The following is a 24,864-nucleotide window of genomic DNA, read 5'->3' as shown; positions in this document are numbered from 1 at the left end:
GGCGAATAGACCTTCATCACCATAATCGGTCACCCTCTCCCGACCCCCACCGGGGTCGGCGTCAGGGTGTCCACCACCCGGGGGGAGGTCCCATCCCCGGTCAGATCCTGGCCGCCGTCGCCGTCACGGGCCTGGTGTACGGCGTCATCGAGGGCGGTAGTGCCGGATGGGGCTCGGCCGAGGCAGTGATCGGGTTCCTGGCGGCCGCCGTCGCTCTGCCGGCCTTCGTCCTGGCGGAACTCAGGTCGCCCTGCCCGATGCTGGACATGCGCCTGTTCACGTCCCCGGCGTTCTCGGGCGCCGCGCTCGTGATGGCCCTCACCCTGTTCGCGCAGGTCGGCCTCGTGTTCGCGCTGAGCGAGTACTTCGGGCTCGTCCACCACGCCTCCACGTGGGACATCGGTGTACGCCTCGTCGCGATCAACGGCTTCACCGTTGTGCTGGGTCCCCTGGTCGGCCGGCTGATGAACCGGACCTCTCCCGGGCTCCTGCTGGTCATCGGCCTCGTGGTCGGCGGTATCGGGGCGCTGTGCGTGAACCTGTTCCAGGCCTCCACCGGCACCGGCGAAGCCGCCCTGGTCATCGGAGTGCTGGGCATCGGCATCGCGCTGGCCATGGCGCCGGTCACCACGATCGCCATGGACAGCCTGCCGCACCGGCTGGCGGGGACAGCCGGCGCCGCAAACAGTGCCCTGCGCCAGATCGGCAGCGCGCTCGGCCCCGCCGTCTTCGGCGTGATCCTCACCAACCGCACCCTGGACACGTTGCCCGGACACCTCGCCCAGTCCGGTCTGAGCGCCGCCGACCAGGGACAGGTGGGCGGCCTGGTGTCGCACGTAGGCATCCAGGCCGGCGCGTTCCTGCAACTGAAGACGCCGGAGGCCACAGGCCGGGCCCAGTCCGCCTACGGCGCGAGCTTCACCGACGCGCTGCACACCTGCGCCCTCGTCGGCGGCATCGGCATGCTCGTGGCCGCGGCGATCGCCCTCGCCATGATCGGCGTTCGCACTCGGGCGACGCACGGCACCGGTGGGGCGACCGAGGCGGTGACGCACCCGGTCGCCGCTGGGGCGGCCGCCGTCGGTGAAGGGGGCTGAGCGTCCCACGCTGCCCAGGGCAGTTGTCCGAGTGTTCTGGTGGCAGCCGTCGGAGGAAGGTGCCCACGGCCACGGTGTGCGGTCACGTCGTCGGCCCCGCGCCGGACTCGTACGGTGTCACAATCAGTGTGTCTGCTCTGTCTTTACTGATGAGGCCGAGAGAACAGAGGACACCGTGCGTGAGATCTTGATAGTCGGCGGCGGTTACGCGGGCTTCTACACCGCCTGGGGCCTGGAGAAGAAGTTGCGCCGGGGCGAGGCACGCGTCACTGTCGTCGACCCGCGTCCGTACATGACGTACCAGCCGTTCCTGCCGGAGGTTGTGGCAGGGGCGGTGGAGGCTCGTCATGCCGCGGTGTCACTTCGCCGGCACCTGCACCGCACTCGGCTGATCTCAGGGACCGTGACCGAGATCCGCAACAGTGACCGCAGCGTCACCGTCCGGCCGGAGAGCGGACCGGACTACCAACTCGACTACGACATCCTCGTGGTCACGGCGGGAGCGGTCACCCGTACGTTCCCCGTACCGGGACTCGGTGAGCAGGCATTCGGCCTGAAGCATGTCGAGGAGGCCGTCGCCATCCGCGACCGGCTGCTGACGTCGTTCGACCGTGCGGCGACACTGCCGCGCGGGCCCGAACGCCAAAAGCTCCTCACCGTCACCTTCGTCGGCGGCGGATTCTCCGGTGTGGAGGGATTCGGTGAGTTGCTGTCCCTGGCGTCCGCCGTGCTGAAGCACTACCCGGAACTCGATGTGGAAGAAATCCAGTTCCACATGGTCGAGGCACGCGGTCGGATTCTTCCCGAGGTCAGTGACCAGCCCGGCGCATGGGTGGTCCGGTCACTGCGGAACCGGGGAGCGTTCGTGCACCTGAACACCCAACTCGTCTCCGCCAAGGGCGGTCATGTGGTGCTGTCGAACGGGGAGGAGTTCGATTCGGGCCTGATCGTGTGGGCCGCGGGCAATGCGTCGAACCCCATCGTGCACAACCACACGGACCTTCCGGTCGACGAACGTGGCCTGCTCGTCGTACGGGCGGACCTCCGCGTGGGTACGGAGACGGACGTGGTGGCGGACGTGTGGGCCGCCGGCGACGATGCGGCCGTGCCCGACCTGGCGGCAGGACGGCCAGGGGCGCATACGGTGCCGAACGCCCAGCACGCGGTGCGGCAGGGCAAGCGCCTGGCGAGGAACATCCTGGCGACGCTGAGGGGCCGGCCTGCCAAGGACTACGTCCACCACAGTCTGGGTGTGGTGGCCACGCTGGGCCTGGGCCGAGGCATCTTCCAGTACCGGCGCCTGGTCATCAAGGGTTTCCCGGCCTGGCTCATGCACCGCGGCTATCACGTGCTTGCCGTACCGACGTGGGAACGCAAGGTCCGGGTGCTCGCCGTGTGGCTCACCGCCGCCTTCTACGGACGGGACGTCGTCTCCCTGGCCTCGGTGCAGCACCCTCGGGAAGCCTTCGTGTCCCGGGGAAACCCTCGTCACAGCGAGCGGCTGACCGGCCCGGAGGGCAGCGGCGCCTCGGGCCCGAGGGCCTGAGCCCGCCCGGCCATCGATACCTGCACCGCTGGGAGCGAGCATGAGCCAGGGCTCGACACCGGTCTCCCGTCGCGGGTGGGGCAGCACCTGCCAGGAGATGCTGACGGTGCCGGCCGCCCGCCAACGGTACACACCGTGGCATCGGGCTGAGGAAAGTGTGGTGCAAGGAGCACGGGTCGGCCTGATGCGCAGGGAGCGAGCGCATGGGCCGTCAGTGCCGGGTCGTTTGTCCGCTCGCGGCAACTGGGGCGCCTCGGCAGTGTTCCTCAGGACTTCTTGGCGCGGTACAGGCCTCGCCCGGTTCGACGGATGCGGGAGGTGCCGACAAGGCGGTCCAGGGTGCTCCTGACCGCGTTGATGCTGCCGCTGTCGGTGTCACGGCCGAGAGCCGCTGCGACATCGCGAGCGCGCACGTCCACGTCGCCGACTCCGGCGAAGTGCTCCAGGATCTGCTCGGTCAGTTTGCCGTACTTCATGTGACCGTCGGTGTCGGCCTGCGAATCCGCTGTCGGGCTGTCGCCGGCGCCCTTGGCCGGGGAGGCAGGCTCCTGGGCACCCGGCCGGCGCTCTTGCCGACGGCCCTTCGGCGCGGTCGTGGCTGCGACGTCCGCCGAATCCGAGGACGACATGCCCGGCTGCGGCTCCACGGGCGCGGCAGTCACGCCGGGTTCGGCATCTCCGGCACCGGCGGTGTCGGTCGATGCCGGGCGGCCACCCGTCTCGAGCATCACGGCCCGGAGCGCGCCGAGGGCCCGCTGGACGGAGCCGAGATGGGCGACGACCGCGGCCAGTTCCCTCTCCAGCGCCTGCTTCTGGATCCTCAGGCGGGCCAGGTCCTCCTGAAGGCTCTCGGCGGTGATCTCGATGTCATGTGCCGTGTGGGTTGCAGAGACCATGTGTTCCACTCGTCCTCAAGCCTTCTTGTCGCGTCCTCACCCGGCTTACCCGCGATGTCACTCGGCCCGAACACCGGGAAGGGTCCGGCGGACATCATATGCAGGAGCATGCTCGGCCCGTGGACGTACCGGGCTGGCCACACGTGGTTTCCAGGCTTGCCAGTGAAGGCACTTCGGCGATGCTGGGACAAAGAACCATGAAGTATTGACTGTGTCTCATCCATTCTTGCCACTGTCCCGTCGGAAACGCAACGGGTTCGAGTCGAGGCCGTGGGCAGAAGGGGACCCACCTGCCCTGTGGCGAGGTGCGGGCCGGAATCCACCGGTCCCGAGGTGCCGATGACCTCGTCACCGGAACGGGGAGCAGGGACCCGACATGAACCGGGCGGCCACCGCGCCGTGTGACGGGCGGCGCGCGGCAGGTGTTGCGCGTGAGTTGCCGGTCATGCCGTCAGCGCGGTCCGTTCCGCGGGAGTCCGCGACCGCGCCGGCCAGGCCCCGCGGTCGCTCCGCAGGCCTGGAGGAACGGTGTCACAACCTCTGCGCCTGTCCGGTCTAGCTGACGAGCCGATGGAGAATGGGGGCACCGTGTGCGACGGGAATGGGCCAGGGGTGTGGCGTCCGCGTACACGAGAAACAGCGTCGAGGCACATGTTTGCGCACTGCCGAGGGGAACGCTGCCGGCCGTGGCGCGCGGGCCGGCCACTTGGATGACTGCCGCCGCGACCGCGTGGCGCGGTGCCGTTGGAGAGGGAGGGTGCCGTATGGATGACGCCGATGACGCCGTGCCGATCGCGGAACTGCTGGAGGAGCGGCGGCATCTGCTGGATGTCGCCTACTGGATGCTGGGCAGTGACAGTGAGGCCGAGAGCGTCATTGATGAGACCTACCGGCAGTGGTACCAGCTGTCCGACGCGGAGCGGGCCGAGATCGCGGCACCGCGCTCTTGGCTGACGCAGGTCGTGGGCAGTATCTGCCTGACCCGCCTGGCCCTGCCCGACCGGGGGGATCCGCGTGCGGCCGGGCAACAGGCCGGTGAAGGCGGGGCGGGGCAGTACAAGATGCTCGAGCAGGAGATCAGCGAGGTGCTGCTGAGGGCGTTGGATTCCCTGCCTCCGGCCGAGCGGGCGGCCTTCGCGCTCAATGACGTCTTTGGGATGGCGCCGGGTGCGGTGGCCGACATCGTCGGCCGGTCGGAGCCGGAATGCGCCGAACTGGCCGACCGCGCCCGCCGCAGCCTGCGGGCCCGGCGCTCACACCCCTCCACCCCGCAGCAGTACGACGCGGTGGTCCGCGCGGTACGGCAGGCCTGCGTAGCCGAGGACACCGAACTACTGGCGTCCCTCCTGGCACCCGACGCCACCGCCTTCTTCGACGGCGGCGGCAAGGTCCGGGCCCTGGTCAAACCCGTCCACGGTGACCAGCAGGTCGCCCGCAGCCTGCTGACCCTGCTGGCCCGGCGGCCACGCACCACTTTGCACACTCACTCCGTCAACGGACGTACCGGCCTTGTCGTTCGCTACGACCACCTGGTCGCCGCCGTCATCAGCGTCGACATCGCCGGCCGGCAGGTGGTCCAGGTCTGGGTCATCCTCAACCCCGACAAACTACGTTCCTGGAACCAACGCCGCAATCCGCCCGGCCTGCCGACGGGACACAACAACCCGGCCACAACACGAGGGGACTGATCCCCAACATTCCCCCACTACATCGAGGCGCGGACGGGCTCGACCGGGGTCCCAAGAGGTACTCCACAGCACGTACACGGAGGGGAAGACGGCGGAAGGGACGATGCCTGCCGGTGCGGGCATCTTGCCTCGGAGGGCAGGGCGGTGCACCCGTCGGCGGGTGGGCGCCCGTGTGCCGCTCAAGACAATCGTCACGTCGCCTGTCCTTCAAGTTTGTAGAATCCTGGATTCCCGACAACTCGTTGACCGGCACCTGCCCCTTCTTGTGACACGTAGACGCTCGCTGCATGCTCAGCCGCTCAGGGACGCCACATAGGGCAACAGTTTGGCCGGATTCATCACCCACATGATCCGGTCGATCCCTTCCACGGAGACGTCGACGGACAGCAGAGCCACGGCGTTCCCGCCGGCCGAGACGAGAGCGGCCGGCCGCCCGTTGGCCTCGACCCACCGAATCTCCGACTGGGGCCAGAAGCGTGGAGCGAAGGCCGCGAGGTACTTGGACACGTGCGGACGTCCGATGACCGGGATCTTCGATGCGCCGCGCACCCCTCCGCCGTCGGAGTAGCTGACGACGTCCGCCGTGAGTACGTCCTCGAGCACCGCCAGATCGCCCTTCTGCGCGGCAGCGAGGAAGACTTCCATCAGGCGCCGGTGGTCGGCCGGGCTGACGCGCTCTCTGCGCTCGGCGGCCAGGTGCTTGCGCGCACGGCTCACGATCTGTCGGGTGTTGGCCTCACTCGTCTCCAGGATGTCCGCGACCCGTTTGTAGGGGTAATCGAACGCTTCCCGCAGGACGTACGCCGCCCGTTCCACCGGGTTCAGCTTCTCCAAGAGGAAGAGGACCGCCAGCTCCACTGCCTCGGCCCGTTCCGCCCCCAATTGCGGGTCCGGACCGGTGTCGACCGGCTCGGGAAGCCACGGCCCGACGTACGACTCCCGCCGCACCCTGGCGGACTGGGCCAAGTTGATGGCCAGACGCGTGGTGACCGTGGTCAGGAAGGCCGTCGGCTCGACGATGTTCGTACGGTCCGCGTTCTGCCACCGCAGCCACGCTTCCTGCACGATGTCCTCGGCTTCCGCGGCGCTGCCGAGCAAGCGGTACGCGATGCCGAACAGTTGCGGGCGGGCCGCGACGAAGTCCTGCGTCGCCCGGTCAAGGGAGTTGGCGTCGGCCTCAGCGTGCACGGTTGTCCCTTCAGACTTCGATCCCACCATGCTACAAGCGGCTGGAACGGCATACGTCCACGGCTCGGCACCACGTCACACGGATGTCACCCACCGGAATAAAGTGTCACTCATTGTGTACGCGGCGTCGTGGCCACCAACCGGACAACGACTTTCATCCGGGTCCCTTCCTGTCGGGAGTCAGTGACCCCACTGGTGTCCCCTGACGGTGGCGACAGCCACCCAACTACCTTTAGGGCAGTGCTCCCGCCGCTGTTGTGACACTGTTCCACTACGCACCGTCCGGTTCCCGGGGACGACCAGTGCGCGGTGCCGGTCATGCGTGTCACAGATCCACACCCCACTTGGTCATCACTACGAAACGGTCATGGAAGCCGGGAGATTCGATCGCGCCTCGGGCACACGGTGTGCCGAGCGCTCCATGACGTGGTGGACCGTGGACCTACGGAAGGTGCAACACAATGTCGGACAAGGACTCAGCGCACGTGCACGGGACCGGTGAGCACGGGGAGTCGGCGGGCTGGATGACGGCGGCGAAGATGCTGCAGGACGCTTCACCCATCACCGTCCCCGAGGGTGCCTCGGCGATGACCATCCACGTCGAGTGGGAGCCCGGCGACCCGGGCACTCCACCGCACCGGCACTCGGGGCCGGCCTTCGGGTACGTCATCGAGGGCGCGGTCCGTTTCGAGCTCGAGGGCGAGCCCGAGCGCGTGGTGGAGGCCGGTGGGACTTTCTGGGAGCCGGGCGGTGATGCGATCCACTACCAGGACGGCAACGCGCTGACGGACGCGCGGACCCGGTTCGTGGTGACGATGATGTGCGCGCCGGGCAAGCCCATGCTCGAGCTGGTGGACGAGGAGGAGCTGGCGCAGCGGGCCCACCTGCGCGCCCCGCGGCCCACCCACTGACCTGCCGCCTGCTCGCACACACCGGGGCCGAACGGGAGCCCGTCCGCTCCGTGGGGTCCGGCTGATCGCGCAGGGTGCGACCAACCGCGCCGTCGCCGAAGGGCTCTTCCTCGCGCCGCACACGGTGAGTTCCCACCTGCGGCACGCCTTCGCCGAGCTCGGTGTCAACTCCCGCGTGGAGCTCGCGCGTGTCATCGCGGAACTGGAGGACGAAGGCCGCGCCGGCCCGGGCGGGTGACAGGACGCCCGGTCGTTGCCGGGGCGGTCGGGCCCGAATGCCTGCCCGGCCCGGGGCGGGCAGGCATCAGTCAGCGGCCCAGGAGACCGGCGGCGAGGGCCTCCCAGTCGAGCAGATCGTTCTCGCTGCCAGGGGGAACCAGCTCGTAGGTACTCTCGAGCCACCGCCGTATCTCCGGCAGGCGCGCCTCGAACGTGGCTTGACCGTCCGGTCGGTCGAGACTGAAGTACATGTAGGGACGCGGACTGTGGTGACGGCGCGAAGGCCACACCTTGAAGTCCCCCTCACCGCTCGGTGCCTTCGTGCCGGCGAACAAGAGGTCTCGCGACACCACCCAGGTGATGTGGATCCCGGGTTCCAGGATGAGATCGATCCCCACCGCGAACGGATCGTCGAGGCTGTAACGGAAGCGGCAGCTGATCGTTTCGCGTTCCCCGACGGTGAACAACCGGCGGATGTCCGTGAGGAGTTCTGGAACCCCTTCCCTGGCGGACCCTTCCCCGCTGATGTGCGGCTGCTTGTCGGCCACGTCATTGCTCCCTTCCCGGCCGGCGGACACCCCCACATGGTGTGGTGGCGGCGCCTGACAGGCATCGGTCGAACGACTGGCTGTGGGCCGTCGACGAACCACCGCATGTCGAGTCACGAAGGAGATCAGCCCGACGACCCACGAGACGGTGTGCCCCTGCACACCCTCGCGGAGACGCTGACCGTCGCCTTCCACAGCTGAGCGCCCTTTTCGTATGTGCTCCGTGATGCTTTCCCCTGCGGTGGGACGTTTTTTCCATGAGAAACAGGTCCGTTGACCGCTTTTACGTAATTTCCTACCATGTGCGGGAAGTTACTGCGAGGCTTTCCGGGCACACTTCATGCGGATGAGTGGACGTCCTCTTCCCTCGTTTGTCCGTCGCTGCGGCAGGACAGTTTTTTCCGCGACGGGCGGGAGGGAATTCGTGGACCATTCAAGTGAGTGCCAAAGGGAATTATTCTGGGATGTGATCGCCGGTCAGCGTGAACGGCTGATGCGGCTGGTCCGTCGACGGCTGCCGAATGCCCAGGACGCGGAGGACTGCGTACAAGAGGCCATGCTGCGGGCGGCCGCCCACGGCAATCTGGACCGCGAGCGGATCGGGCCCTTCTTGACCTCGGTCGCCCTGCGGCTGTGCGTCGACCACTACCGCGAGCAGGAGCGACGCCGCCGGTTGCTGCGCCGCGCGGCGTATGTGGGGGTGCCCGAACTGCCGGACGAGGGCGTGTGCGACCAGGACTTCGGGCGCTGGCTGCTCGGCCAGGTCGACCTGCTGCGCGGCCGTGAGCGGCAGGTGGTGCTCGCCCGCGCCCAGGGCATCTCGACGCTGGAATTCGCGCGCATGCACCGGATCTCCGTCAAGGCGGCCGAGGGTGCGTTCACCCGGGGGCGGGCCCGGCTGCGACTCGTCTGCGCACAGGCCCTGTGAGTTCTGTGGTTTCTGTGAGTTCTGTGAATTGCGCGAATTGTGCGGAGTCCAGGAGAAAAGGGAAAAGGCATGGGAAAGAACAATGCTCAGGACACCATCAAGGACCTCATCGGTGACATCGCCGACAGCACGAAGAAGGCCTTTGACGAAATCCTCGACAGGAAGAACAACGACAAGGACTCCCTGGACTGGCTCAATCCAGGAAATCCGTATCAGGCCCTCACCGGGCTGCCGGGGGACGTCCTCAGGACGGTGAGCGCCCTGTCGGCCCTGGGGGGAGTGGCCAACCCGGTGGCCGCGCTGGCGCAGGCCGCCGGCGCCGCGGCCGGCGGCGTCCCGAACCCCCTCGCCGCCAACCCCCTCGCCGCCAACCCGCTTGCCGCGCTCGGCTCCGGCGCGGTGAACCCGGTGGCCGCTCTGACCGGCGCCAACCCCCTTGCGGCGCTGGGGCAGGTCACCGGCGGTGCGGTCTCGGCCGTGTCCGGGGCGGCGGACATGGCCGAGGGCCTCGCCGCGCTGCCCCGGCAGATCGCGCAGCTCACCGAACTCGTCGGCTCCCTGGTGAGCGTGCTGGAGAACGTCCAGCAGGTCACCGGTGCCGTCACCGGCGGCCGGGCGCCCGCTGCCAGGAAGGCCAACTGACGGCCGTCGGTGGCCGCACATGCATGTCGCGTCGCCGGGCCGGGGGCACCACTGCCTCCCGCCCGGCGACCCCGCCGCGGCCTCGACCGCGGGGACCGGACTCGTCAGAACTCCCCATGACACAGGAGGTTGTGGCCCATGGCTGCCGTGCTCGGCAACCGGCTCCGGCTGGTGGTGAAGGTGCTGGGAAGCCTCGTCGCCGACGAGGTGGGACAGATCGCGAAGACCCGCCGGCAGTCCGCGCGGGAGAGGGCCTCGCCCTCGGCCGGACCCCCCGCCGCGGACACAGCCCGCCGCGCCAGAGCCGTACGGCAGGCCCTGGAGAGCCTCGGACCGTTCTACGTGAAGCTCGGTCAGATCCTCTCCACCCGGCCCGACATGGTGCCCCCGGCCGTGATCGCCGAACTGCAGAACCTCCACGACCAGGTCGACGTCCAGCCGTTCTCCGTATTCGAACCCGTGCTGAGCCAGGAGCTGGGCCCTGACTGGAAGCTGCGGTTCGACGACATCGACACCACAAGGCCATTGGGCGCCGCCTCCCTGGCCCAGGTCTACCGGGTGCAACTCCCCGGCGGACGACCCGCGGTCATCAAGGTGCAGCGCCCCGGCATCCGCGAAACGGTCCGCGCCGACATGGCCCTGATGCGCAAGGCGTCCCGGATCGTGGCCCGTACCGCGCCCCGCTTCAACGAGGTCATCGACGTGGAGGCGATGCTCGACTCCATCTTCGACGCCATGGAGCCCGAACTGGACTTCACGGGCGAGGCCCGCAACATGGACGAGGCCCGCGAACACATCCGGCGCTATCCGACGCTCGACGTGCCCCGTGTCGTGCACGCCACCCCCAAGGTGCTGGTGCAGTCGCTGGCCCCCGGCACCTCCGTACGCCACCTCGACCGCAGCATGTTCAGCGAGCGCGAACGCATGGACATCGGCAAGGACCTGCTGCGCTTCATGTACCGGGGCTACTTCGTCGACCGGATGTTCCACGCCGACCCGCACGCGGGCAACGTCTTCGCGCTGCCCGGCGGCCCGGCAACCCTCATCGATTGGGGCATGGTCGGCAGGCTCGACCGGCGTACCAGTCTGCGCCTGCTGCCGCTGCTCATGTCCATCGCCCAGAACGACGGTCACGGACTGGCCTGGGCCTGGGCCGACATGGGCCGGGTCACCGCCTGGTCGAACCTGCCCGCCTTCGCCTCCGACATGGCCGCCCTCGTCCCGAAGGTCGCCACGGCCTCCCTGGAGGACATCAACTTCGGGGTGTCCCTGACGACCGTCCTGGAGAAGGCGACCCGGCGGGGCATCGGGTCCGCGCCCGCCATCTCCCTGCTCGGCAAGTCCTTCGCGAACCTCGAGGGTTCGGTGCGCTGCCTGGCGCCGGACATCGCCCTCGCGGAGGTCTTCAAGGCGGAGGCCCGCGGAATCATCCTGGCGCTGCTGCGCGAGTACTTCTCCGTCGACCAGGTGGCCCGCAACACCATGGACTTCCTGACGGCCGCGACCACGGCCCCCGAGCAGTGGCGCGGTCTGCTCGCCGATGTCGCCAACCGCCGCTTCGCCCTCCAGGTGCAGGAGCCGTACACCCCCGCGTCCATGGGAGGCCACCGCTCCTGGACCCCCTCGGCCGGCCTGATGGCCCTCGGTGCCGCGGCCCTGCTGTTCGACCGCCGCCGCCCGCCCCGCTGAGGGGCGGCCGCGCCCACGGCTCCACGCGCCACCTCACTCAAGCATCCACCTACGAAGGACCAACCATGCCCATGTTCCCGCCGCACCCCGAAACCCCCTCCGCCGCGGCCCCGTTGGAAGGCGTGTCGGTCACCGCCCTGTGGACCGCCCGCATGCGCGCCCAGGAGTCCGCCCGGCCGGACGCGCTCATCCACGACCCGCTGGCGGCGGAGTTCCCGACCGCCGCAGGGACGGCAGGCGCCCCGCCGGGAAGCGGACTGCTGCAGACGGTGCTGCCCGACTGGCTGGCCGTCCGCACCCGCTTCTTCGACGAGCACCTGCTCTCCGCCGCCTCCGGCTGCCGCCAGGTCGTCCTGCTGGGAGCCGGGCTCGACACCCGGGCGTACCGCCTCGACTGGCCCGCCGAGACCACGGTGTTCGAGGTCGACCTGCCGGCCCTGCACGTCTTCAAGGAGCGCGTCGTCGCCGGGCACCGCCCCACCGCCGCCCGCCGCGTCCCCGTGGCGGCCGACCTGCTGGGCGACTGGCGGGGCTCGCTGCTCGCCGCCGGTTTCGACCCGGAGCGCCCCACCGCCTGGCTGTGCGAGGGGCTCCTGTTCTACCTCGCTCCCGAGGCCGTGGACCGCCTGGTCAGCACGGCCGGAGCGCTCTCCGCCCCGGGCAGCACCCTCGGCGCCGAGTGCCTCAACGGCCACACCGCCGAGTCGCCTTTCGTCAGGCCGTGGCTGGAGGCCCTGTCCGGCTCGGGCACGCCCTGGGTCTGGCAGCTCGCGGACCCGGAGCAGTGGTGGGGCGAGCGCGGCTGGCAGGCCGAGGTCGCCGACCTGCTGGCGCTGCCGTACGCAGTCGACCGGTTCGCGCCCCACCTGGCCGCGCACCCCGGCCTGGAGAAGCAGAGCATGATCCTGGTGACCGCGAAGCGCACGTCCGGCGGGCGGTGAGCGTCGTGGACGGGCACAACCTCTGCCAGACGCCCACCACCTACCGGCTGCTGCGCCTGGAGTACCTCCTCGGGCTGCTGGTGTCCGCCGGGTTCTTCCTCGCGCACCTGGACCAGGTCCGCTGGTGGGCCGCCGCCGCCCTCTTCCTCTACGTCGACCTCATCGGCTACCTCCCGGGCGCGGTCGCCTACCACCGCAGCCCTGACCAGCGCATCTCCCGCGTCTACTACGTGCTGTACAACACCATGCACAGCCTGAGCGTACAGGGCGTGGTCCTCGGCGCCTGGGTCCTGCTGTACGGCTGGGAGTGGGCGCTGCTGGTGCTGCCCATCCATCTCTGCGGCGACCGCGCCCTGTTCGGCAACTTCACCAAGTCCTTCACCGTCTCCTTCGAGCCCCGCCCCCACCCCTCCGTCCAGTCCGCGCTACGGGACTTCGCGACCGTTCCCTGGCACCAGGCGGCGGTGCGATGAGCACCCGGGAGGCCCGGCGGGCCCTGACCGACGGCGAGACGTACGACCTGCTGCGCCGCCACGCCGGCCACAGCAGCGCCTTCCTCGCCCTGAACGCGGGAAATCTGCGCTTCCGAACAGACGGCGTCGACGGCTTCGTCCCCTACCGCGAGGGTGGCCGACGGCACCTGTTCCAGCTGGGCGGACCGGTCTGTGCGGCCGGCGACCGGGAGCGGCTGCTGACCGCGCTGCTCGACCGGGCCGGGCGCGAGGGCCGCCGGGTCACCGGCGTCCAGCTGCCGCGCGCCGCGGCCGAACTGCACGCCGGGCACGGCTTCGTCGTCAACCAGTTCGGCGCCTCGTTCAGCATCCACCTGGACGGATACGGCCTCGGCGGGCAACGCATGGTCAAGGTGCGCAACATGGTCAACCGAGCCCGCAGGGAAGGCGTCACGGTCACCGAGGTCCCCGCCGCCGAGCGGGACGACCCCGCCGTCGCCGCGGACCTGGACGCCGTGGACCGGGCCTGGCTGCGGGACAAGGGCCGCCATGTGAAGGAACTGGACTTCCTCATCGGGGAGCGCGGCGGCCCCGGCGCACCGCACCGGCGGCTGTTCACCGCGGTCCACGCCGGACGGACCGTCGGCTACGTGTCGTACTCACCCGTCTTCGGAGAACGGTCGGGCTGGCTCTACGACCTGACGCGACGTCGGCCCGACGCCCCGCCCGGCACGGTGGAGCTGGTCTTCGCCACCGTCCTGCGCCGCTTCCAGGACGAGGGGGCCGGCTGGCTGCACCTCGGCTTCACGCCCTTCGTCCAACTCCGCCCGGACACCGACGCCTTCAGCCCGACCAGCCGAGTCCTGCGCCGCTGCCTGGAACTGGTGGCGGCCAAGGGACAGGCGGTGTACCCGGCGGCGACCCAGGAGTCCTTCAAGCTCAAGTGGCGCCCCCAGCTGATCGAACCGGAGTACCTCGCCTTCCAGCGCGGAGTGAGTCCCGGCGCCGTATGGCGACTGATGCGGCTGACGAAGGCCGTCTGATCACCCTTCACGGAGAGAGGCAGACATGACCACATCCCTCGCACGCGGCCAGAACACCCTCGCAGGCGTCCCCGTGGAGGCCGACCGGCACCGGGCGCCCGGCCTGCTGGACGGCGCGCTGAACACCGAACTGACCCCGGAGGGCTGCGACCTCGGCTACTGGTTCCGCGCTGTGCCCGACGGCACCCTCGGCGGCGACGCGATGGGCCGCTCACCGGACGTGACCGTACCCGATCACATGCTCCGCCACGGTCCGTTGCGGCAGGCCGTCATGCAGGAGCTCGCCTTCCGCTCGATGGCGGAGGAGAAGGCCGCCCGCGCCATCTCCCACCTCGTCGCCTGCGCCCCCGACCTCGCCGGGATGGACTTCTTCACCACCCAGCTGATGGACGAGGCCCGCCACGCCTACGCCTTCCGCGGTCACCTCCTCGAACTGGGCACACCCGGCGACCGGTTGGAAGCCGTCATGGAGGAACTCGCCGGCCCCGACCGGGACGCGATCCTCACCCCGCTGGAGGAGTTCGGACTGGACGTCCTGCGCGACGGGCGGGACTACATCGGCGGCGTCGTCACCCTGACCGTCCTGGTCGAAGGGGTGCTCGCGCCCACCGCGGAGCTCAGCGAACGCAAGTGGTTGCCCTTCGACCCGGCTGCCGCCCAGATCGAACGGGCGGCCGGAATCGACGAGATCCGTCATCTGTCCGTAGGTACCACCATCGTACGGCGGCATCTGCGCCGGCATCCCGAGGAGCTGGACCGGATCAGGGAACTGGTGGCGTCCGGCACGGAGTTGTGGTCGCGGCTGCCGGTGCAGGAGCTCACCTTCCGGCGCGAGCAGCTCTACCAGCAGGGTCTGGAGCAGCACCGCGACCTCGCCGGGGACTACGAGGTGTGGCCGGGCCGCCGACTGGCCGACACCACCGCCGAGGAGCGGATGCTCACCGCCGCCGCATGGGCGCGCACCACCCAGCAGGCCCGGCTCGCCGAGATGGGGCTGGCATGAGCGGGGCGGTCGACTCCGTGCCGCAGGAGCCGGGAGCGGCGGAGGAGGACTTCCGCGAGCTGACCAGGCGGATCCAGGACGCCGGCCTCATGCGGTCCCGCAAGGGCCAGTACGTCACCGCCATCGCGGTCGTCTGGCTGATGAACGCCGTCGGCTGGGCGGCGCTCGTCCTCTCGGACGGCGCCTGGTGGCAGACGGTCCTGGCGGCGCTCTGGCTCGCGGTCTGGCACCAGCAGCTCGCGTTCCTCCTGCACGACGCCGGGCACCGGCAGATCAGCCGCTCCCAGAGGACCATCCGCGCGCTCGGCCTGATCCACGGCAACCTCATGCTCGGCGTCTGCTTCGGCTGGTGGGTGCAGCACCACAACCGGCACCACAACCACCCCAACCATCTGGAGCTCGACCCGGACATCCTGCGCCGCGTGGCGATCTTCGCCCCCGAACAGGCGCGGCAGCGCAGGGGCTTCGCCCGATTCCTGGCCGGCAACCAGCGCTACCTGTTCTTCCCGCTGCTCGGCCTGGAAGGCGTGGTCCTGCGCATCGCCGGGGTCATCGCCCTGCGCCGGCGCGCCCTCCGCCGCCCCCTGCTGGAGGGCGGCCTGATGGCCCTGCACGCCGTGCTGTTCTTCGGCGCGCTGTTCCTGCTGCTGCCGTGGCCGGGCGTGCTGCTGTTCCTGGCCGTGCACCAGGGCCTCCTCGGCTATCTGCTGGGGCTCGGCTTCGCCATCAACCACAAGGGACTGCCGACCCGTACGGGCCGGGAGTGGAGCTGGCTGGAGCGTCAGGTGCTCACCGCGCGCACCCTGCCGACCGGCCTGGTCGGCGACTTCTTCTTCGGTGGCCTCAACTACCAGATCGAGCACCACTTGTTTCCCGGCATGCCGCGCTCCGCGCTGCGCCACGCGTACCCGCTCGTCAAGGACTTCTGCGCCGAGCGCGGGATTCCGTACACCGAGACGGGGGTCCTGGAGTCCTACCGGGACCTCGCACAGCACCTCGGCTCCGCGAGCGAGGTGCTGCGGTCGGGCACCGTGACCGCGTGACCCGGCCTGCCCACCGTACGAATCGAACCCGGCGGGGCGGCGGGCTTCGACGTGTTCGGCCAGGTCTGCTTCCGGCCGGGCGAGAAGGGCCGCCGCACGGCGTACCGACCAGGTGACACGGCGGTGGGGTGAGGTCCGCGAGGGCCTCACCCCACCGTTGTCGTGCGTGCCTTGTACGGTGGGCCCGGTCGCCGGACCGGACCGTCCGCCGCTCGGCGTCCGCGTCAGCTCGGTCCGCGCGTCGGCGGCGTTCACTCCGGGGATCCGAGGCAGGGACAGGTGGCCTCCCGGGGGTGGGGGCGGACGTGCCGGACGCCCGGCCGGTCGAGCTCGTGGCCGGGCGTCCGGGGGACAGGGGGTCGGTCAGGTGAGGGCGTGGAAGGCGCGGTCGTGCCAGAGCAGGGGCCGGCCACCGTTCACGGCCAGCGCCCGTACGCGGCCCACGACCGCGTGATGATCGCCGTACGGGCGGACGTCCTGGACCACGCAGACCGCCCAGGCGAGCGCGTCGGCGAGGACCGGCAGCCCGAGCACGTGCTGTACCGGGACGCCGTCGAACCGTGCGGCGGGCGGGACGGAGGGGTCGGCGAAGCGGCTGGCGCCAGGCCGCTGGTCTTCCGTCAAGACACTTATGGCGAAAGCTCCTTGGTGTCGTAACGCGGTCAGGGTGCGTGCGCCTGTGCGCAGACAGGCCAGCAGCAGAGGCGGCCGGGCCGACAGAGACGTCAGCGCGGAGACCGTCATCCCGGTCGGGCGGCCGCCGGCGTCGAGGGCGCTCACCACACTGACGCCGGCCGTGAGCTTGGCGTACAGGCCGAGGCAGCGGACCGTGTCGGGGCCGGGCTCGTCGCGCAGCGCGTCCCAGCCCTCGGCTGACGGCTCGCCGGGCCGCTGCGGCGCCAGCGTGAGGTCAGCCATGGACAGCGGCCGTGGGGGAGGCCGTGACGCGGCCGAGCAGTCCGCGCAGGATGCGCTCGATGTTGGTGCGCAGCGTCGACTCGGCCACCGGGTCCAGGAGTTCGGCCAGCGTGGGGATGCCCAGGTCGAACACCGCGTCGAAGGTGACGGCCGTACCGCGCTCCGCGGAGGCGGCGCACCGCCAGGTTCCCTCGAACACCTCGAAGTCGCCGCGCAGTTGGGTGAAGCCGAGCGTCAGGGTCTCCGGTGAGAAGGAGTCGCGCTCCGACCAGCGCATCAGGCCGTTGCGGAAGCGGACGGCCCACTCCGACACCACCGTGCCGTCGTCGCCGGGCGGATACACCACGACCTCGCGGACGGTATCGGTGACGTCCGGATATCGGCGGAAGTCGCTGATCCGCTCGTAGGCTGCCTCGGGGGCGACGTCGTGGGCGGTGAACCGTACGGTCACATGACGCATAGGAGTGCCTTTCCGTGGTCGATGGGACGGCTCGGGTGTCTCGGCTCGGTCTGTTCCCGTACTCAGTCGAGGCGTGCCGCGACCGCGTGGAGCGCCTCGGCCAGGACGGTCAGGAACAGCCGCAGCTCCTCCTCGCCGACGACGGCCGGCGGGGTGAGGCGCAGGACGCGGCTCGCGTTGAGGGAGTGGTTCACCAGGATGCCGCGGCCGGCCAGTTCGAGGACCAGTTCGCCCACGGCCTGCTCGGCGGTGAACTCCAGGCCGATCAGCAGCCCCCGCCCGCGTACGTCGTGGACCAGGCCGCCGGTGTACGGAATGCAGGCGGCCCGTACGCCGTGCAGCAGCCGAAGGCCGAGCGTCCGGGCGCGGCCGACGACATCCTCCCGGTCCAGGGTCCGTACGGCGGCCAGCGCGGCGGCGCAGGCGATCGGGGAGGCGGCGAAGGTGGAGGTGTGCAGGTAGGGGTCGCGGGAGAAAGGGCGGTAGGCGTCCTCGGTGGCGACCATGGCGGCCACCGGGACCACACCGCCGCTCAGGCCCTTGCCGACGAGCAGGACGTCCGGGGAGACACGCTCGGTGTCCATGCCCCACCAGGTCCCCAGCCGCCCGAGACCCGTCTGGATCTCGTCGACGATCAGGAAGGCGCCGTGCGTCCGGCACAGCCGGCCCACCTCCGCGAGGTATCCGGGCGGGGGGATGCGCACGCCGCCCTCGCCCTGCACCGGCTCGACGATCACGCAGGCCCGGCGGCCGAGTCGGGTGAGGGTGGCCGCCAGCGCCTCGGTGTCGCCGTACGGCACCACCTCGGTGTCCGGCAGCAGGGGCCGGAAGGGCTGCTGGTACGTCGGGTTGGCGGTGGCGCTCAGTGCGCCGAGGGTCTTGCCGTGGTAGCCGCGGACCATGCTGACCAGCGCGGTGTGCCCGTGGACCCGAGCCAGCTTCAGGCCCGCCTCGGTCGCCTCGGTCCCGGAGTTGACGAAATGGACGCGGTCCAGGCCGGGCGGGGTCCGCGCGGCCAGCGCCTCCGCGGCTCGGGCCGCCACCGGTTCCAGGAAGACCCGGGTCGCGAGGGGGTGGGTGTCCACCTGCCGATGCACAGCCTCGGTGACGGCGGGATGGCGGTGGCCGAGGATGAAGACACCGTAGCCGCCGAAGTCCAGATAGCGGCGGCCGTCCTCGGCGTGCACCCAGGATCCCTCGGACGCCGTTTCCAGCATGCCGCCGAGCACGGTGCCCAGCACGGCGCGGCCGGCCGACAGATGCTCGCGGTAGAGGCGGGCGATGTTCGCGCGGTCCGTCTCCGCCGCGACCGCCCCGCCCCGAGCCGACGTCACGATGCCAACTCCCCGGTCAGAGCGTTCGGTTGGGGCAGTGGATCCGATGCCCGTCGGTGAGGGCGCAGGCCGCCGGGGCCCTCGGACCACGCGGTCAGGTTGCGCAGCAGGGCCCGTTCGAGGTCGCCCTTCGCCAGCGGGGTGCCGCAGTGCGGTGTGCCCAGGGAGGACTCGAAGGGCAGGGCCCGCTGGAAGACCAGCAGCAGTTCCGCGTAGGTGTGGAAGCGGCGGCGCAGCGCCTCGGGGAAGGCGGGGCCCTCGATCAGCGGCAGCAGCAGCCGGTGCACCGACTCCAGCGGAATCAGCCGGGGCGGGTGCGGCCTGGGCCCGAACCGGCTCGCGAACTCCAGGCAGCTGTCGATCACTTCGCGCTGGAGCAGCGCCTCGGCGCCCGCCGTCAGCCAGTACTCGCCCCCGGCGACCCCGCCCCGTACGAGCTCGCCCACGGCCCGGGCCACGACGTCCTGCGGCACCATGTCGATCCGTGACTCGGCTGTCCCCGGCAGTACCGGGACCTGGCCCTTGACGATGGCGCCCAGCGCCCGGGTCAGCCCCTGGGCCCCGGCGATGCGGCCCGTGACGGAGTCGCCCATCACCACCGACGGGCGCAGGATCACCCCCGGTACGGGAGCCTCGCGTACCGCCTGCTCGGCGGCGGTCTTCGACGCCAGATAGGCGGCGGCACCGGGGAAGCGCTCCTGTTCCTCGGGGGCCAGGGGATTGGCCACGAAGGCGGTGCTGATGTGGAAGAACGGCGCGTCGGCGCGGGCGGCGAGGCCGAGCATCGCGGCGGTGCCGTCGAGATTGGCCCGCCAGATCGACTCCGGTGCCGACTTCCAGTTGGTGGCGGCGGCCGAGTGCACGACGACGTCCACGGCGGCGGCCAGCCGCCCGAGGTCCGTGCGCGACAGCCCGAGGTCGGGTTCGAGCAGGTCGGCGCGGATCTCGCGGACCCTGGGGTCGTCCACCGGGGTGCGGTGGCGCAGGCAGACGATCCGGAAGGCGGGCGACAGCTCCTCGATCAGGGCTCTGCCCAGCACACCGGAGCCGCCGGTGAGCAGGAGTGTGGGGCGATGGCCGGTGGTGGGGTGCGGCGGATGGGACTGTGGCATGCGGTTGATCCCCTCGGTCGGGTGGGTGGACGGCGCCGGTCGGGCGCGGGACGCGTGGGGTGCGGGTGCGGGCGCCCGCCGCACGGGTGACGTGGTCTCAGGCGACCGTCAGCGGGGCGTCGCCGAGGTACGCCGACAGCGGCTGCGTCATGCGGGACCGCGACGGCGGGTGCAGGGCGAGGCCGTTGGTGCAGGCGGCGAGGTAGCCGACCTCGTCCGACGTCATGAAGTTGAGGCCGCCGAGGAGTTCGACCGCGCGCGGGACGATCCGGGCGAGGGCGTCCTGCACGCTGTAGCGGACGTAGAGCGAGTCGGCGAGCGTCGACTCGTCGGGGGTGCCGTCGTCCACGCGCCGGGCGAGGCCCTCGACCGCCGCCATCGCGCCCTCGGCGGCCACGAGGAGCCCGATCCGCTCGGCGTCGGGCACACGGTCGTTCAGCAGCACCCGCTCCACCAGGGCGCTCGCGGCGCCGAGGTAGCTGCCGGTCATCAGCAGCTCGAACCAGACCAGACCGATCGTCTGCACCTCGTCCAGCCGGGCACCGGCCGGGCAGGCCGTACGCACCATCAGCTCGGGCGGCACCAGGACGTTGTCCAGGGTCACCTGGTCGCTCTCGGCGCCGGCGAGGAAGCTGCTCGACCAGAAGCCGCTGACGCTCACGCCCTCACTCTCGGCCGGGATCAGCGCGACGGCCAGCTCCGTGCCCTCGCCGTCCGCGCACGGCACCAGCACGCTGGCGGTGAGCAGGTCCATGGAGCGCGCCAGGCTGCACGGCCGTTTCACGCCGCTGATGCGCAGCCCGTCGGCGGTCGGGGTGGCCGACATCGACGGCGACAGGATGCCGGTGCCACTGCGTCCCTCGGCGAACCCGGACGCCATCAGCCGGTTCTCGGCGGCGACGGCCTGGACGAGCATCCACTCCAGTCCCTCACCGGTGTCGCACAGGCCGACCAGTGTGGCCATCGAGAAGTGGTGCATGGTCGTCGCCACGGCGAGGGAGGGCGAGCGGCTGCCCAGCGCCCGCTGCACCCGTACCGCGTCGAGCGCCGAGGCGCCCTTGCCCTGGAGGGACGTCGGGGCGAGCAGCCCCGGGCCGCCGCTCTCCCGGAACAGTCCGATCCCGGGGCCGCGCGCTCCCTCCAGGGTCATCAGTGGTTCGGCTCGCAGACTGTCGTCGAGCCCCGGCAGCAGCTTGGTGAGGGCCGCGCGCTCACGGTCGAGGAATCTCATGTCGTCCCCTGCTCCTTGGTCCTCGGGCGCTGTCAGCAGCAGGCGCTGTCAGCAGCGTCGTTTCTGTTTACGCGCGAGGTGCGAGGACCCCTCGGGGCGAAGTGAGGGTGGGGCGAGAGCAGGACGAGGCGGTGGAGCGGGGCGGTGACCTGCGGCTCCGGCCGGCGGCCCGGCAGCACGAAGAGCCCGCCCGGCAGCGCGAAGGGCCCGCCCGGCGGTCACCGGTTCGACGGTGGCGTCATGCGGTGCGGCGCGCGGCGTTGACGCTCCCCTCCCGGGGCGAAACGGCTCGACAGGGTCCAGGTCGCGGGTTTCCCGGACGCCGTTCCGGGGCAGGCGGGGGCCCCGCGTACTCGCCTGGTGGACGACCTCTTGACGACGGCTCGAGGCGGATCGACACTCCAGAGGGGAATCCTAGTGAATAGGTAGGGAAACATGAGGCGCCTTGGGCCGGTCACCGCACGAGTGGACCGTTCGCCTCTTCTGACCTCCCGCCGTCACATCGATCTGCAGCGCGTCTGCAGCGCGATCAGCCACCGGCGCTGAGCCGGTCTCACCCTGCGCCGACGACGCCCACCGGAAAGGCCGGCGTCAGTCACGCCGGTGAGTACCTCGCCCCTTGCCCGACGCCGCTTCCGCCGCGCGTACGTCCGCGCGCCCGTCCCCGGGGAGAACCATGTCCGTCACACCGTTCGCCGCCGTGCCGTCCGCCCAGTCCGCCCCCACCTTCCGAGGCCGCATCGGCCGGGACGCGCGCAGCGGCCACTACGCCGTGCCGCGCCGCTACCGCCTCCATCTGTCCACCGCCTGTTCCGACGGCCTGCGCATCGCCGTCACCCACAGCCTGCTCGGCCTGGACGCGGCCTGTCCGGTGACCTACCTGCCGGCGGTCCCCGACTGTCCGGACGGGGGGCATGCCGCGCTGCGCCCGCTGTACGAGGCGAGTGCCCACCACTACACCGGCCCGGCCCTCGCGCCGGTGCTCAGCGACGACTGGTCGGGGCGGATCGTCAGCACCCACGCCCCCGACATCATGCGCGACCTCGCCAGCCGCTTCGGCGGTGACCGTCCCTCGCTGTACCCGTGCGGCACCGAGGCGGAGACCGAGGCCGTCGAGCGGCTGTGCGCGGCCGGGATCGACGAGGCCGCACAGCGCGCCGGGCGGGCCGGTGCCGGGGAGGCGGAACGCGCCGCCGCGCTCGACTCCCTGCTCGACACGCTCGATTCGCTGAACCGCCGGCTCGCCGGCCGTGACTGTCTCCTCGGCAACCAACTCACCGCGGCGGACGTGGAGTTGTGGGTAGCCCTGGTCAAGCTCGACACCGTGCACCGCGACCATCTGGACGCCGCCGCCGTGCACCGCATCGTCGGATACCCGGCCCTGTGGGCCTACGCGCGGCGCCTGGCCGCCCACCCGGCCTTCGGTGCCCACCTCGACCTCGACGGCATCGCCCGCCGCCACCACGCCCACTGCCGCGGCCTGGAGGCCGCCGGAGCGGCCGTCCAGATCCTGGACTGGGCCGCCCACGCGGCGGACCGCACCGGGGCCAGGTCGCAGGTCAACAAGCCCTGAACCGTTCCAGTAAGTGGACCGGCGTTGACATACGTCCGGGCAACTGACTTACTTACGGCCCAGAACGGTCATGAGTGTCAGCAACAAGCCCTGGCTGGCTGACCGGCAACCCTCGCACCGCGGTGGGGTGCCCCAGGTGACGACCGGACCGGATGACGTTTCGGTAAGCGCGAGGCCCCACAGGCCGGAAGAGTGACGGTGACTGACATGTACGCAGCTCCCAGGACGGCCGCTCGCCGCCCCCAGGGCTGCGTACTGTCGTACGTGAGCCTGCTCGTCGCCGACCGCGCCGTCGATCTGCTGCGCGTGAACAGCGCCCTCTGTACCGCACCGGGCCGTGCCCGCTGTCGGGGCTGAAACCCTCGCACCGCCCCCACTGCCGGCCTTCGCGATCCTGACGAACACCGCCCGAGCGGTGTGCCGTTGTCCGCCTCGCCCCGGTTCTCCGTACGTATCCGTGCGCCGTGTGCGCGCCTCAGCGCGGTCCCCACCGCCCTGCCGAAGCGCCGCGGCCACCCACGACCACCGTGAACCGGGGTGTCCGACTCCCGCCGGAGCCCCTCATGAGTGAACCCCCAGGCGCCGTGACCCTCGTCGCCGAAATACCCGTCGCTGACTCACCGTCAAAACAACTTACCGCGCAGCGAGTTCAGCCGCTCCGCAAACCCGGACGCTGGATCGCCACCGCCGTCGCGCTGATCCTGGTCGCCCAGTTCGTCCACGGCCTGGTGACCAACCCCTTCTACCAGTGGGACCGCTTCGGCTACTGGTTCCTGCGGCCGACCATCCTCGACGGACTGCTGATCACCCTCGAAGTGGCCGCCTACAGCGCGGTGCTGGGTCTCCTCGGCGGCATCCTGCTGGCCCTCGCCCGGCTCTCGAAGAGCCCGGTCCTGCGCGCCGCCAGCTGGACGTACGTCTGGGCGCTGCGCTCCATCCCGCTCATCGTGGTGCTGTTGTTCCTCTACAACTTCAGTGCCCTGTACAAGACGTTGAGCGTGGGCGTCCCCTTCGGCCCCGCCTTCTTCTCCTTCGACGAGTCCCGGCTCGCCACCGACATGGTGGTCGCGGTCGTCGGCCTCAGCCTCAACGAAGCGGCCTACGCCGCCGAGGTCGTCCGCGGTGGCATCCTCTCCGTCGACCAGGGCCAGCACGAGGCCGCCTCCGCGCTCGGACTGCCGAAGGGCTACCAGTTCCGGAAGATCGTCTTCCCGCAGGCGTTGCGCTCCATCACCCCGAACTACGTCAATCAGCTGATCGGCCTGATCAAGAGCACCTCACTGGTCTTCTACGTGTCGCTGCTCGACCTGTTCGGCTCCGCGCAGAGCATGGGCTCCACCTACCCCGGTGACATCGTGCCGCTGCTCCTGGTCGTCACCGTCTGGTACCTGATCCTCACGAGCCTCGTGTCCATCGTCCAGTTCTACGTCGAGCGGTACTACGCCCGGGGCGCCACGCGCTCCCTGCCGCCGACCCCGCTGCAGAAGCTGCGCACCGGCCTGCGGGACCTTCGTGAGCGTGCGCGCAGGGAGACCGCCGTATGACCACCGAAACGCTCACCACCGCCGAGGCCGCGCCCGCCGCCGTCGAGGTGCACGACGTGCACAAGTGGTACGGCACCCACCGCGTGCTGGACGGCGTCGACCTGACCGTGCGACCCGGCGAGGTCACCGTCATCCTCGGCCCGTCCGGCTCCGGCAAGTCCACCCTGCTGCGGGTCATCAACCATCTGGAGAAGCCGGAGATCGGCTACGTCAGCGTCAACGGCGAGCTGATCGGCGTCCGCCGGCACGGCGAACGGCTGCGCGAGCTGAGCGAGCGGGCGATCCTCACCCAGCGCAGCCGTATCGGCTTCGTCTTCCAGAACTTCAACCTCTTCCCGCACCTGACCGTTCTGGACAATGTCGCCGCCGCACCGGTGGCGACCGGGAAGCTCAGCAAGCCCGAGGCCCTGGAACTGGCCCGTGAGCTGCTCGGCCGGGTCGGCCTGGCCGACAAGGCCGGCGCCTATCCGCGGCAGCTGTCCGGCGGTCAGCAGCAGCGCGTGGCCATCGCCCGTGCCCTCGCGCTGCGCCCCGGCGTCATCCTCTTCGACGAGCCGACCTCGGCTCTCGATCCCGAGCTTGTCGGCGAAGTGCTCGCCGTCATCAAGGACTTGGCGACCAGCGGCACCACCCTCGTCATCGTCACCCACGAGGTCGGTTTCGCCCGGGAGATCGCCGACCGGGTCGTCTTCATCGACGGCGGAAAGATCGTCGAACAGGGCCCGCCCAGCGAGGTCCTCGACAAGCCCCGGCACGAGCGGACGCGGGACTTCCTCAGCAAGGTGCTCTGATCCCACCGGGACATCCCACCGGGACATCCCTGCCGGACGTACCACGTGGGTCCCACTCGGAGATCCC

General features: G+C 70.7%; 26 protein-coding genes and 1 riboswitch. Of the genes, 18 read left to right on the top strand and 8 right to left on the bottom strand.

Translation table 11 applies throughout. The features are described 5' to 3' along the window. The coding region (locus ACFY16_RS31835) for an MFS transporter (protein ID WP_390650662.1) at window positions 1–1,097 on the top strand (1,097 nt) is incomplete at its 5' end. Between the two features lie 175 nt (window positions 1,098–1,272). Next, a complete protein-coding gene (locus ACFY16_RS31830; RefSeq protein WP_390650661.1) occupies window positions 1,273–2,643 on the top strand; it encodes an NAD(P)/FAD-dependent oxidoreductase in 1,371 nt (456 codons plus the stop codon). Window positions 2,644–2,909: 266 nt separating this feature from the next. On the opposite strand, the gene ACFY16_RS31825 is transcribed toward ACFY16_RS31830, so the two are convergent. Beyond that, window positions 2,910–3,539 (bottom strand): hypothetical protein, encoded by a 630-nt coding sequence (locus ACFY16_RS31825; RefSeq protein ID WP_390650660.1) that lies wholly within the window; start codon window positions 3,537–3,539, stop codon window positions 2,910–2,912. A gap of 764 nt (window positions 3,540–4,303) precedes the next feature. Here ACFY16_RS31825 and ACFY16_RS31820 point away from each other — a divergent pair. After that, window positions 4,304–5,227, top strand: coding sequence for a sigma factor-like helix-turn-helix DNA-binding protein (locus ACFY16_RS31820; protein WP_390650659.1), 924 nt, complete (start codon window positions 4,304–4,306; stop codon window positions 5,225–5,227). A 291-nt stretch (window positions 5,228–5,518) separates the two neighbouring features. Here the strand turns inward: ACFY16_RS31820 and ACFY16_RS31815 are convergent, their stop codons facing one another. Continuing rightward, window positions 5,519–6,445, bottom strand: a complete 927-nt coding sequence (locus ACFY16_RS31815; RefSeq protein ID WP_390650658.1) for an RNA polymerase sigma-70 factor — start codon at window positions 6,443–6,445, stop codon at window positions 5,519–5,521. 431 nt (window positions 6,446–6,876) lie between these two features. Between ACFY16_RS31815 and ACFY16_RS31810 the strand changes: the two genes are divergently transcribed. Continuing rightward, window positions 6,877–7,326, top strand: a complete 450-nt coding sequence (locus ACFY16_RS31810; protein ID WP_390650657.1) for a cupin domain-containing protein — start codon at window positions 6,877–6,879, stop codon at window positions 7,324–7,326. A gap of 1 nt (window position 7,327) precedes the next feature. After that, window positions 7,328–7,564, top strand: coding sequence for a response regulator transcription factor (locus ACFY16_RS31805; protein ID WP_390650671.1), 237 nt, complete (start codon window positions 7,328–7,330; stop codon window positions 7,562–7,564). A 70-nt stretch (window positions 7,565–7,634) separates the two neighbouring features. Here the strand turns inward: ACFY16_RS31805 and ACFY16_RS31800 are convergent, their stop codons facing one another. Continuing rightward, a complete protein-coding gene (locus ACFY16_RS31800; protein ID WP_390650656.1) occupies window positions 7,635–8,288 on the bottom strand; it encodes an SsgA family sporulation/cell division regulator in 654 nt (217 codons plus the stop codon). A 271-nt stretch (window positions 8,289–8,559) separates the two neighbouring features. Here ACFY16_RS31800 and ACFY16_RS31795 point away from each other — a divergent pair, with 271 nt between their 5' ends. The 8 genes from ACFY16_RS31795 (at window position 8,560) to ACFY16_RS31760 (ending at window position 15,834) form a co-directional block, all read left to right on the top strand. Then, window positions 8,560–9,021, top strand: coding sequence for an RNA polymerase sigma factor (locus tag ACFY16_RS31795; protein ID WP_390650655.1), 462 nt, complete (start codon window positions 8,560–8,562; stop codon window positions 9,019–9,021). 69 nt (window positions 9,022–9,090) lie between these two features. Beyond that, window positions 9,091–9,663, top strand: coding sequence for a hypothetical protein (locus ACFY16_RS31790; protein ID WP_390650654.1), 573 nt, complete (start codon window positions 9,091–9,093; stop codon window positions 9,661–9,663). A 138-nt stretch (window positions 9,664–9,801) separates the two neighbouring features. Beyond that, window positions 9,802–11,352, top strand: a complete 1,551-nt coding sequence (locus ACFY16_RS31785) for an ABC1 kinase family protein (protein WP_390650653.1) — start codon at window positions 9,802–9,804, stop codon at window positions 11,350–11,352. A gap of 65 nt (window positions 11,353–11,417) precedes the next feature. Beyond that, on the top strand, window positions 11,418–12,293 hold the full coding sequence (locus tag ACFY16_RS31780) for an SAM-dependent methyltransferase (protein WP_390650652.1): 876 nt from the start codon (window positions 11,418–11,420) through the stop codon (window positions 12,291–12,293). 5 nt (window positions 12,294–12,298) lie between these two features. Then, complete coding sequence (locus tag ACFY16_RS31775) at window positions 12,299–12,766, top strand: hypothetical protein (RefSeq protein ID WP_390650651.1); 468 nt, start codon at window positions 12,299–12,301, stop codon at window positions 12,764–12,766. Continuing rightward, complete coding sequence (locus tag ACFY16_RS31770; RefSeq protein ID WP_390650650.1) at window positions 12,763–13,788, top strand: phosphatidylglycerol lysyltransferase domain-containing protein; 1,026 nt, start codon at window positions 12,763–12,765, stop codon at window positions 13,786–13,788. The genes ACFY16_RS31775 and ACFY16_RS31770 overlap by 4 nt, the downstream gene beginning before the upstream one ends. A 25-nt stretch (window positions 13,789–13,813) precedes the next feature. After that, a complete protein-coding gene (locus ACFY16_RS31765; RefSeq protein WP_390650649.1) occupies window positions 13,814–14,791 on the top strand; it encodes a VlmB-like protein in 978 nt (325 codons plus the stop codon). Continuing rightward, window positions 14,788–15,834, top strand: coding sequence for a fatty acid desaturase family protein (locus ACFY16_RS31760; protein ID WP_390650648.1), 1,047 nt, complete (start codon window positions 14,788–14,790; stop codon window positions 15,832–15,834). Before ACFY16_RS31765 ends, ACFY16_RS31760 begins: the two co-directional genes overlap by 4 nt. Before the next feature lie 363 nt (window positions 15,835–16,197). Here ACFY16_RS31760 and ACFY16_RS31755 read toward each other — a convergent pair whose 3' ends face one another. The 5 genes from ACFY16_RS31755 to ACFY16_RS31735 all read right to left on the bottom strand — a co-directional run bounded on the left by ACFY16_RS31755 (window position 16,198) and on the right by ACFY16_RS31735 (window position 20,889). Next, window positions 16,198–16,752, bottom strand: coding sequence for a flavin reductase family protein (locus ACFY16_RS31755; protein WP_390650647.1), 555 nt, complete (start codon window positions 16,750–16,752; stop codon window positions 16,198–16,200). Beyond that, on the bottom strand, window positions 16,745–17,212 hold the full coding sequence (locus ACFY16_RS31750; RefSeq protein ID WP_390650646.1) for a type II toxin-antitoxin system RatA family toxin: 468 nt from the start codon (window positions 17,210–17,212) through the stop codon (window positions 16,745–16,747). The genes ACFY16_RS31755 and ACFY16_RS31750 overlap by 8 nt, the downstream gene beginning before the upstream one ends. 62 nt (window positions 17,213–17,274) lie before the next feature. Next, entirely contained in the window at window positions 17,275–18,546 is a 1,272-nt protein-coding gene (locus ACFY16_RS31745; protein ID WP_390650645.1) for an aspartate aminotransferase family protein, read from the bottom strand. After that, entirely contained in the window at window positions 18,543–19,658 is a 1,116-nt protein-coding gene (locus ACFY16_RS31740; RefSeq protein WP_390650644.1) for an SDR family oxidoreductase, read from the bottom strand. The genes ACFY16_RS31745 and ACFY16_RS31740 overlap by 4 nt, the downstream gene beginning before the upstream one ends. A gap of 97 nt (window positions 19,659–19,755) precedes the next feature. Continuing rightward, a complete protein-coding gene (locus tag ACFY16_RS31735; protein WP_390650643.1) occupies window positions 19,756–20,889 on the bottom strand; it encodes an acyl-CoA dehydrogenase in 1,134 nt (377 codons plus the stop codon). A gap of 435 nt (window positions 20,890–21,324) precedes the next feature. Here ACFY16_RS31735 and ACFY16_RS31730 point away from each other — a divergent pair, with 435 nt between their 5' ends. The 5 genes from ACFY16_RS31730 to ACFY16_RS31710 all read left to right on the top strand — a co-directional run bounded on the left by ACFY16_RS31730 (window position 21,325) and on the right by ACFY16_RS31710 (window position 24,797). After that, window positions 21,325–21,435, top strand: coding sequence for a putative leader peptide (locus ACFY16_RS31730; RefSeq protein ID WP_390650642.1), 111 nt, complete (start codon window positions 21,325–21,327; stop codon window positions 21,433–21,435). 130 nt (window positions 21,436–21,565) lie between these two features. Further along, on the top strand, window positions 21,566–22,462 hold the full coding sequence (locus ACFY16_RS31725) for a glutathione S-transferase C-terminal domain-containing protein (protein WP_390650641.1): 897 nt from the start codon (window positions 21,566–21,568) through the stop codon (window positions 22,460–22,462). Between the two features lie 66 nt (window positions 22,463–22,528). Next, window positions 22,529–22,638, top strand: a riboswitch (SAM riboswitch). A gap of 31 nt (window positions 22,639–22,669) precedes the next feature. Continuing rightward, entirely contained in the window at window positions 22,670–22,819 is a 150-nt protein-coding gene (locus ACFY16_RS31720; RefSeq protein WP_390650640.1) for a hypothetical protein, read from the top strand. A 206-nt stretch (window positions 22,820–23,025) separates the two neighbouring features. After that, window positions 23,026–24,006, top strand: a complete 981-nt coding sequence (locus ACFY16_RS31715; RefSeq protein ID WP_390650639.1) for an amino acid ABC transporter permease — start codon at window positions 23,026–23,028, stop codon at window positions 24,004–24,006. Beyond that, window positions 24,003–24,797 (top strand): amino acid ABC transporter ATP-binding protein, encoded by a 795-nt coding sequence (locus tag ACFY16_RS31710; protein ID WP_390650638.1) that lies wholly within the window; start codon window positions 24,003–24,005, stop codon window positions 24,795–24,797. The genes ACFY16_RS31715 and ACFY16_RS31710 overlap by 4 nt, the downstream gene beginning before the upstream one ends. Window positions 24,798–24,864: the final 67 nt, after the last annotated feature.

The sequence above is a fragment of the Streptomyces sp. NPDC001315 genome, from assembly GCF_042896175.1.
Taxonomy (GTDB): Bacteria; Actinomycetota; Actinomycetes; order Streptomycetales; family Streptomycetaceae; genus Streptomyces.
This window is presented reverse-complemented; position numbering and strand designations above follow the sequence as displayed.